The sequence below is a fragment of the Nocardia amamiensis genome (genome assembly GCF_015477605.1).
GTDB lineage: Bacteria > Actinomycetota > Actinomycetes > Mycobacteriales > Mycobacteriaceae > Nocardia > Nocardia amamiensis_A.
The window spans coordinates 1-5,974 of the sequence record NZ_JADLQX010000083.1 but is presented as its reverse complement, the minus strand read 5'-3'; the positions used below and the strand labels follow the sequence as shown (position 1 = coordinate 5,974).

Genomic DNA, 5,974 nt, shown 5'->3' with positions numbered 1-5,974 from the left:
TCTCACTGAAAATGCCTCTCGATTCCTGCATGATCCTGGCCTCGACAACCACGATCATCCCAGGTCGAAAGGCATTTTCCCTATCTCACACACCGACTGTGACCAGCACCCCATCCACGGATCCAGGCTTAGTGGCCTCGTCGTACTTCGCTGGCATGATCTGCCCATCCTCTCAAGAAAAGAGGTGAGCACGAGACCCGGGGCGATTCAGTGACAGGTCAAGCAACGGCATTGAGTTCCGGGAGGGTAGTGGCAGACCATGATCTCCAAGCCGCTGTCGATGGCGAAGGCGTGCAGGTACTTCTTCCATGTCCAGCGGCGGGGGTCGTTGGAGCCACCGGCGTCCGCGGTGATCAGCAGCCGGGTCGCGTCCGGGTGCTGCTGCCGTCCGCAGTGCCGCCACCAGCGGCGGATGGATTCCACTGCGAATTCGGCAGTGTCGTGGTCGGTTCCGACGTTGACCCAGCCGGTGTTGGTGGCGATGTCATAGATCCCGTAGGGGATGGCCACCGGATGATCGTCGGTCACGAAGGTGTGGCAGTCCACCTTGACCGGGCTCTTGCCCGGGAGCCAGGTGCGTCCGGGACGGTCGCGGTTGCCGATCCACTCCTTGGCTTTGGTATCGACGCTGATGACCGGCTGCCCGGCGTCCAGGAAGGTGGTAGCGGTGGCGTTGATGTGTGCGAACTGCGCGTCGCGGTCCGGGTGGCAGACGCCTTCGCTGGTCTTGGCGGTGCCTTGCAGACGGTATCCCTGTGCGTGCAGCAGGTGCCCGATGGTCGTGGCGCCAACCGGGTGGCCCTGGTCGGTCAGCGCCGCGGCCAAGGTGCGTAGCGACAGTGTGGTCCAGCGCAGCGGAGAAACCGGATCGCCGCGGGTGTGCGGCTCGATCAGCGCCTCCAGCGCCGGCAGCAGGCCGGTGTCGGTCACCACCAGGGGCTTGCGACCCGCGCCAGGAGCCCGGATGCGCTGGGTCGGTGCGGTAGTCGCGGTCAGTTCGGAGATACCGCGCGTGACGGTGGCAGTGCTGGCGCCGGAGGCGGCGGCCACCACGGTAATCCCGCCGTGGCCCATCGCAATCGCCTCGCTGGCCAGGTAGACCGGCGACGGCGTTCATCCAGATGCGGCAGGAGCCGTTCGAACTCGACCCGCAACTCGGCAGCGGATAGACAATCTCGCGGACGACACATACCCAAGTTTCCCGCCGCCACCCGGCACGTCGACCCAAAGATCAACTCCAACAGTATTTTACGGACAAGCCCCCGAAGCTAGCGCCACTTTTCTCGCGGATGCTCCTCAAGCGCCGACCAGCACGAACCTCACCCGTCAGCGACTTTGAAATGGCCGTGGATGCGTTCACCCCGCGGCCACGCCGACTGTCACACTCCTGTGACCTGCACCGGCGTCAACCGAGATCGACTTTGAAATGGCCGTGACCTCATACCTCCGGCATATGCCAGCCACCAAGATCACGACCCGGAGGACCCTGCGAGTTCAGCCTGGTTATCAGAGCCGGGGCATATCCTTTTATCCTCAGCTCACGATATTTGCCGCAGAATGACGACCATCTAACTCGATGATGCAGATGGGGGGCGAGGTCAGCATTTCACAGCCCCTGTGCCGTAACCTACTCCAGTAAAGTTAGGGGAGGCGGTGCCGGTCCAGGAGATCTGCCCCTTTATATCCTCAAGGTCGCCCGTGCCTGAGCCAGAAATGATATCCCCTGCGCCGTTGTCCGTGCGATTACCGGTCACCGGGTCAGGCGCTGAGAGAGTTCCTTTGTACTCGTAGGCCAATGTCCCGGTGCCGCAGCCCGTGATGGTTAGCGGGTCCATGACCAGGCTTCCGCGGTATTTGATCGTGTTGTCTGGTTGAGGATATAGACACACTTTGTTATGTTCCGTGCCGACCCAGGTGTCCCCTGGCTCTAGTCGAACCTGGCCGAGGTGACGCGCGCGTTGTTCCCGACGACCCATGTCGCGTTCGCCTATGTGGTGTTGTTCGGCGCCTACACCGGGATCGTTCCCGACGGAATCGCCGAGTTGGGCGTGACGGATATCGACTGGGCGGGTGATGCGACGATCCTGCTCGACTACGTCAAGGGCCGAACCGGTCCGCAAAGTCTTGCCTTGCCGCGCAAGGCAGTTCGCCTGCTCGAGCAGTGGCTCAAGCACTCCGCCCTGCTGCGCGGATTCGTCGCCGATGAGCTGCGGACGGCGTTGTGGATCCGGCTCAGCCAGAACCTCTGGTGTTCCGCTACGAGATGAGCCGACGCTGGGCGGCCAGCCACGATCTTGCCGTCGACGGTGTCCCCATCGCATTGCATCGCGGGCGGATTCGCACCACCTACCAGAATCTGTTGGCCCGTCGCGGCTGGAGTGGGCGCAGCACGATCGACCCGAATCACAGCGCCGCGGTGGAGGGCGATCACTACCTCAGCGCAACGACCCCGGCCCAGCAGGACGCGGTCGACGCGATCATCGAGGACGGTCAATCGGATCTGCTGCGCAAAGCTCGGCCGCCGCTGGTGCTCACCGGCGAGCAGGCCGCGGACGCGGCCTCGGCGCTGCCGCAGCTGGTCACCGACCACGGCCTGGACGATGCCGCGGTCGGTGAACTGCTGCGTGGACAGCGCGATATGTTCGTCGCCGCCTGCGCCGATCAGCTAGCCAGCCCCTTCGGGCCTGCGGGCAAACCCTGCCCCGCCCGGCCGTGGGTGTGCCTGCTGTGTCCGTTGGCGGTGTTCCTGCCGCGTCACATCCCCAACCTGTTGCGGCTCAAAAGGGTTCTTCTCCCGGCAATTCCGGCAGCAGCCCACGACAGGATTCATGGCCGTGTTCGGGCCTTATGCCCAACGACTCGAAACCGAGATCCTGCCCCGCTTCGACCCGCGCACCGTCACCGCGGCCGCCCACGTCCTCGACGGCCGGGACGACGAACTACTGCCGCTGCGTCCCGAGGAGCTGGCATGACCGACAACGAAAATCATGCGGCCGCCGATCCTGACCTGTTGGCGCGGGTCTCTGTCTTCGCCGGCGCCGATGTCTGTGAACTCGCCGGGCTCGCCCTGGTTCCTGGCGCTGTTCGCCCGGTGTTCGACCAGGACATCTGGATCCTGGACGGGCTCGCCGACGCGCACCGGATGATGAACCCTGCCGAAAAGCGGTGGGACTTCACCGTCATCACCAACCCGGCCTGGCGGCGGATGGCCAAAGAGCTCATGCTCGCACTGCTCGCCCCGGCCCACGAGGCAGTCGCCGGGCTTCCGCATGCCCACCGCGCGCGGCTGAGCCCCCGCACCTGCCACAAGCACCTCAACAGCCTGTCAAATGGCTTTCGTGGCTCCAGCACCATCACGTCCGCAGCCTGGCCGAGGTCACCCAACTGCACTGTGACCAGTTCCTGCAGGACGCTTTCGTCAAGCACGACCAGCGCGGCGACCCCACCGACGATTCCAACACGCCCGGAAGCGTTGCTGCCCGAGTCCGGGTGCTGCAACTGGTGGCCCTCTACGGCGAATTGTTCAGCACCGACCGCTACCAGCCCGGATTCACGCCCTGGAACGGCGCACCGGCCAACACCGTCGCCGGACACCAGCGCACGGGAGAGAACCGGACACCGCCGGTCCCGCTGCCGGTGCTGCAACCGCTGCTGGCTGCCTGTCTCTACCTGATCGACACGATCGGCCCGCACCTTGTCGAGTTGCAGAACGAGTTTCCTGTGGCCAGGGACTGGGGCAGCGCCCCACCCGGGCTGCTCGGCGACACCACTCTAGCCCGACTGAGCGCCTATCTCGATGACCAGGTCCAGCAGGGCTGTCCTCTGCAACGGCTGCCGCAGGCCGCCATCGATCGGCGTCTGGCCGGCGGCTGGGATCCGACCGATCCGATCCTGCCGGTCAACACCAACCCGTTGGGGCGCGCCGTCGGCTGGGGCAAACTGCTCCTGCGCCATGTCAACCAAATCCGGCCACAACTCGAGCACGCCCTCGCCGCGGTCGGCGTCGAACACCTTTGGGGACGCAACGCGGCACCGGTTCCCGGCGCCGACCGCGGTGAACCCCGCCCTTGGACCCTTCCGGTGTCCTACAAGGAAATTCGTGGCTTGGTCACTGCCGTGACCTCCGCCTGCCTGGTCGTCACCGCGGCCGCCAGCGGGATGCGGACCAGTGAACTGCTGGAACTTCGTGTCGGCTGTCGTCGGCCACCTCGAACCGTCGCCGGAGGCGGTCAACGATTCCGCCTGGCCAGTAAGGTCATCAAGGGGCGCCGGTTCGGCGGTGAGGACGATGAGTGGATCGTCGTGGCAGAGGTCGACCGCGCCGTCGCGCTCGCCGAACAACTCAGCGGCGCCGAGATCGGTGAACCGTTGTTCGGCGCAATGGTCTTCCACACCCGCTACCCGCGGCTGCGGTCCTGGGTGAACGGCCCGGACGGGCAGCGCCTCGGCCTGACCCCGATCCCCGCCGGGACGCTCAACCTCCGCATGCTGCGCCGCACCCTCGCCCACGAACTCGCCCAGCGCCCCAACGGACTCCTGGCAGCGAAGATCCACCTCAAGCACGTGTCGACGGCCACCTCAGAGGGCTATGTGAACCGCCCCGGCGGATCGCAGGCGCTGTTCCACACCGAGATCGAGGAACTCGAAGACGAACACCACCTGCAGCTGACCATCGAAGCGTTCCACCAGTTCCAAGCTGGACAGCTGCCCGCCGGACCGGGTCCGCGTGAGCTCACCGCACTGTTCACCCACGTCGATGGCGCGGTCCGCGGCAACGCCGCCACCGAGCCGACGGTGCTGGACACCGAGCGCCGAGTGGAGAACCTGCTCCGCACCCAGGCTGAAAGTTTGCATGTCGGCCCCGCGAACTACTGCTGGTTCCGCGACCCGGCGAAAGCGCTCTGCCTGCGGTTGGCCGGGACACCTGAGGCGACCCGGCCACTGATCGGGCTCTGCGACTCAGCCCGCTGCCCGCAAGCAACCCACCACGCCCGGCACCGACCAGTCTGGGCCGAGCAGGCCAACACCTTCCAGGCGTTTCTCGGCAACCCCAGGGTCCCGAAGGCAGAGAAACCTCGACTGCGACGCGAGCACGACCGGGTCCGACGGGTCCTCACCGCGATCGACCAAGCCGCCAACACCGCTGCGACCACGGAGAACACGTCATGCCGCTGACTTCCGAGCAACGAGGACAGTATCCGCGCTGCCATGGATCGGCTTCTGCGCGGGGATCTACCACCGAGTGGACGGTGCGACCTCAAGACGCTCGCGCGGGAGGCCGGGGTCGCCAGGACAGGCTTCTACCCGCGAACCGACGCACAGGGCAATCAGCGTCCGGGGCCCTACCAGCACTTGGCCGAGGAGTTCCACCGTCGGCTCGACGCCCTCCGCGAGGCCGGCGCTGGCCCCGATCCGCGTGAGGTTCAGATCACCAGACTCAAGGAGGAGAACGCCAAGCTCCGCGAACGCATTCGGGACCGTGACACCCAGATCGACGAACTCACCGAGTTCAACGACCGCGCGCTGTCGCAGCTCGCCGCACAGCACCAAGAAATTCTCCGACTGCGTCTGCCCGGCGGTCCGCCGGACAACATCCGCAGCCTCCCCGCAGCCAGACAATCACAGGTCACCGGGCCATGCAGTTGAACATCACCGGTGCCGTTCACCACACCGCAGGCTCAGCCCTTTCGCCACGACCAAGCCTGCGGCGTTTCGACCAGTGTCCGGGCTCGATGGCCCAGGCCCCGGCCTCAACCAGGGACTTTGCCACTGTGCACCGGTATGTCAAGTGCCTATCTCCGGCCGCGACAGCAGCAACCGCAAGGCCGGCAGCATCTGTTCAGGCCGTGGTATCGGACCAGGTCGTTCTAGGGAGTCGGCGAACGCAGCACTGATCGAGCGGAACTCCCGAATCCGCGGGCGACATCGCCCGGTCCGGCGCACTGAAGACCAGACACCCCGGCTGCCGCAACTG

At 65.8% G+C, this 5,974-nt stretch carries 4 protein-coding genes and 1 pseudogene; 4 read left to right on the top strand and 1 reads right to left on the bottom strand.

The genetic code is table 11. The annotated features are described in order from the left end of the window. Positions 1-234: 234 nt before the first annotated feature. Positions 235-1,190, bottom strand: a pseudogene (locus IU459_RS36340) (ISAzo13 family transposase); the annotation flags it as partial. A 756-nt stretch (positions 1,191-1,946) separates the two neighbouring features. Here IU459_RS36340 and IU459_RS36335 point away from each other — a divergent pair. The 4 genes from IU459_RS36335 to IU459_RS36320 all read left to right on the top strand — a co-directional run bounded on the left by IU459_RS36335 (position 1,947) and on the right by IU459_RS36320 (position 5,646). Then, positions 1,947-2,267: a hypothetical protein gene (locus IU459_RS36335; RefSeq protein WP_195134124.1), complete on the top strand. Its 321-nt coding sequence runs from the start codon at positions 1,947-1,949 to the stop codon at positions 2,265-2,267. Between the two features lie 561 nt (positions 2,268-2,828). Beyond that, positions 2,829-2,972: a hypothetical protein gene (locus tag IU459_RS36330; protein ID WP_195134123.1), complete on the top strand. Its 144-nt coding sequence runs from the start codon at positions 2,829-2,831 to the stop codon at positions 2,970-2,972. Positions 2,973-3,489: 517 nt separating this feature from the next. Then, complete coding sequence (locus IU459_RS36325) at positions 3,490-5,175, top strand: hypothetical protein (protein ID WP_195134122.1); 1,686 nt, start codon at positions 3,490-3,492, stop codon at positions 5,173-5,175. Positions 5,176-5,208: 33 nt separating this feature from the next. Then, entirely contained in the window at positions 5,209-5,646 is a 438-nt protein-coding gene (locus IU459_RS36320) for a hypothetical protein (protein WP_195134121.1), read from the top strand. Positions 5,647-5,974: the final 328 nt, after the last annotated feature.